Origin of the sequence: Thermovirga sp. (assembly GCA_012523215.1) — a bacterium.
GTDB lineage: Bacteria > Synergistota > Synergistia > Synergistales > Thermovirgaceae > 58-81.
On the sequence record JAAYIZ010000234.1, the window covers coordinates 1 to 3,483 of the forward strand.

At 58.4% G+C, this 3,483-nt stretch carries 3 protein-coding genes; 2 read left to right on the plus strand and 1 reads right to left on the minus strand.

Annotated features, from left to right (window positions below):
- The coding region (locus GX108_06550) for a dicarboxylate/amino acid:cation symporter (protein NLO56694.1) at positions 1 to 944 on the minus strand (944 nt) is incomplete at its 3' end.
- Between the two features lie 282 nt (positions 945 to 1,226).
- On the opposite strand from GX108_06550, the gene GX108_06555 reads away from it, so the two are divergent.
- Together GX108_06555 and GX108_06560 are read left to right on the plus strand one after the other, a co-directional pair.
- On the plus strand, positions 1,227 to 2,666 hold the full coding sequence (locus GX108_06555; GenBank protein ID NLO56695.1) for a proline--tRNA ligase: 1,440 nt from the start codon (positions 1,227 to 1,229) through the stop codon (positions 2,664 to 2,666).
- 130 nt (positions 2,667 to 2,796) lie between these two features.
- Positions 2,797 to 3,339 carry an Appr-1-p processing protein gene (locus GX108_06560; GenBank protein NLO56696.1) on the plus strand — a complete coding sequence of 181 codons (543 nt, stop codon included), beginning with the start codon at positions 2,797 to 2,799 and terminating at the stop codon, positions 3,337 to 3,339.
- Positions 3,340 to 3,483 lie beyond the last annotated feature (144 nt).

Below are 3,483 nucleotides of genomic sequence, written 5' to 3' on the forward strand. Positions count from 1 at the left end.
AAGGCCTGGGCCACGAAAAGGGCGCAGACGCCCTGGTATAGGGCGGTGCCGTCCATGTTGATGGTGGCTCCCAGGGGAAGCACGAAGGAGGCTATCTTCTCGGAGACCCCCAGGTTCTCCTGGGTCACCCTCATGTTGACCGGGAGCGTCGCCCCGCTGGAGCGGGTCACGAAGGCCATGATCGTTGCCTCCCGCACTCCTTTAAAGAAGCGCAGGGGGGAGAACTGGGCCCAGATTGAGAGAAGCCCCGAGTAGACGATGGCCGCGTGCAGGAAGCATCCGAGGTAGACAGCGAAAATGACCTTTCCGAAGGGCGCCATCACCGATATCCCGTACTTCGCCACCGTTGTGGCGATCAAGGCGAAAACGCCGTAGGGAGCCACCTGCATGACCATCCCCGTCAACTTGTACATGGTCTCAGCCACGGAGTCCATCACGTTGATGAGTGGTTTGCCCCTCTCTCCGGCGAAAATAGCGGCCATTCCCAGGAAGATGGCGAATACGATTATCTGGAGCATGTTGGCCTGTGCCATAGAAGCCACGGGGTTCCTCGGGAAAAGATCTATGATGACCTGGCCGATCTTCGGGGGGGTCGGGACCTGGAATGCCGAGAGATCGGCCCCCAGGCCCATCCCGACGCCTGGATTGATGACATTGCCCAGGAGGAGCCCGATGGCGATGGCTACAGCGGTGGTGATCAGGTAAAGGGCCAGGGTCTTGACGCCCACCCTGCCCAGGGAGAGGGGGTCACCGATGGAAGCAGTGCCCACCACGAGGCTCGAGAAGACCAGGGGAACGACGAGCATCTGCAGCAGCGCTATGAAGATGGTGCCTACAGGAGCGACGATAGAGATCCTTTCGCCGAAGGCCATTCCGGCGAGAATGCCGGCCACAAAACCGATCGCAATTTTCCAGACCAGGGGGATTTTCTTCCTTTCAGCCAATTCAATCCCACTCCTTTCAACGGTTCAGGGGTTTTCGGCTTTCTCTTACGATCTCCTCGTACTTTATGAACCTTCTGATCACCTCCAGTGGAATCCAGGAAGACGCGGGGGAGGAAGGGGATTACGTTTCTTTACAAGGGTAATTATATATCCTCCTGACTCTTTTGTCCTTTTGTACGTCCCCGCGAGAGGCGGCCTTGCCCCGTCGCCCTTTTGTGCCTAAAATGTGCGGTATATTTAAAGAGATACGGGAAGACGCGACGGGATGAGGAGGAAAAATGAATGGCACGCAATATTGTTCCAAGGGATGAGGACTATTCCCAGTGGTACCTGGACGTGATCAAGACGGCGGAACTGGCCGATTACGCGCCCGTAAGGGGCTGCATGGTCATCCGGCCCGAGGGCTACGCCCTGTGGGAGTCGATCCAGCATCACTTCGACGAGGCCTTCAAGGATACCGGCCATGTCAACGCCTATTTCCCGCTTCTCATCCCGAAGTCCTTCCTGGAAAAGGAAGCCGAGCATGTCGAGGGCTTCGCGCCGGAATGCGCCGTGGTGACCCATGCCGGGGGGGAAGAACTGGAGGAACCGCTGATAGTCCGGCCCACCTCCGAAACAGTTATTGGCCATATGTACAGCAAGTGGATCCAATCCTGGAGGGATTTGCCCATCCTGATCAACCAGTGGTGTAACGTGATGAGATGGGAGAAAAGGTCCAGGCTTTTCCTCAGGACCTCGGAGTTTCTCTGGCAGGAGGGGCACACCGCTCACGCTACCAGCGAGGAGGCCCTGGAGGAGACCCTGAAGATGTTGGGAGTTTACCAGGACATCATGGAGAACGTCCTGGGTCTTCCCATACTGGCCGGAGAGAAATCCGAGGGCGAACGGTTCCCCGGGGCGGACAACACCTATTCCTGCGAAGCCATGATGAGCGACCGCAAGGCCCTCCAGGCCGGCACGAGCCATTTCCTGGGACAGAACTTCGCCAAGGCCTTCGACATTACCTTCCAGAACAAGGAAGGCGAACTGGAATTCGCCTGGACCACCAGTTGGGGGTCATCGACCCGGCTCATAGGGGCCATTGTGATGACCCATTCTGACGACGACGGCCTGGTTTTGCCCCCTAGAGTGGCACCGGTCAAGACGGTGATCATCCCCATCAGCTCCGACCAGGCCTATAGGGACGAAAAACTCCTCCCCAGGGCGAAGGATGCGGCGGATCAACTCAACGCTCTCCTGGGCAAGCGGTCCGTCAAGATCGATACCGACTTCCACATGAGGCCGGGGGACCGCTTCTTCGCGAACATCCAAAAGGGGATACCCCTGCGCCTGGAACTGGGCGAAAAGGAGTTCGAAAAGGGAGTCTTCCAGGCGGTCCGAAGAGATACGGGCGAACGCTTTGACATCCCCTGGGACCAGGTCGGGAAAAGGGTGCCCGGGGTTTTGGAGGACATCCAGGAGGATCTTTTCGCCAAGGCCCTGAATTTCAGGGAGCAGAACACTCACAGGGTTGGCGACTTCAGGGAGTTCAAAAAAGCCTTCGCCGGTCGGGGTGGTTTCGTGGAGGCCTTTTTCGCCGGGGGAATTGAAGAGGAGAAAATCATCAAGGAGGAAACGGGCGCCACCGTTCGCTGCTTCCCCATGGAGAACGAGGAGAGGGGCGACTGCTTCTTTACCGGCCGCCCGAAGGCGAAACTGGCGGTTTTCGCTAGGGCGTACTGACCCCTTCGCTGTTAAAGAGAGAGCCCGACCTTCCCGGGCGAGGCCCCGTTGCCTTATAATTTTGGGAGAAGGCAGTTCCATGACCGATCCACTGACCCCGTGAGGACGAAACGGGCTGGGAGGAGAGAACATGGTATCCGAACGAACCATCGGCGAAACGGTGATCCGCCTCCGTAAGGGGGATATCACCTGCTATGAGGGGGAAGCCATAGTCAACGCAGCTAACTCGGCCCTCTGGATGGGTTCCGGTGTCGCGGGGGCCATCAAGAGGCTCGGCGGCGAATCCATTGAGAGGGAGGCCTTGGGCAAGGGTCCCATCGAACCGGGGGAAGCGGTCGTAACGGCTGCCGGTACGTTGAAAACCCGGTACGTAGTCCATGCGGCGGCCATGGGGGTCGACCTCGTCACCAACGAAGCCCTCATCAGGGCCGCCACCCAGAACAGCCTCTACAAGTGCGACGAACTCAAAATCCAGAGCGTGGCCTTCCCCGCCCTTGGAACCGGGGTGGGAGGGTTCCCCGTGGACAAGTGCGCCCACGCCATGATCGACGAGGTGTTTCTTTACCTCCAGGAGGAGACCGATACCTCTTTGCGGGAGATCGTCTTCTTCCTCTTCGGCGAGGAGACCTACTGGTCCTTCAGCAAGGCCCTGGAGAAACGGTCAACGGCGTGACCCACGAAAAGTCATGAAAAAAAGTCCTTGACTTCTTTTGCGAGGCTCGCTATCATACCCCTTGCGCGCCGTGAAGGCGAAGGCCGAAGCGGCGTTTTTTCATGCACCTTGACAAGGGTATATAGGCAGGATAGGAAGCGTGCG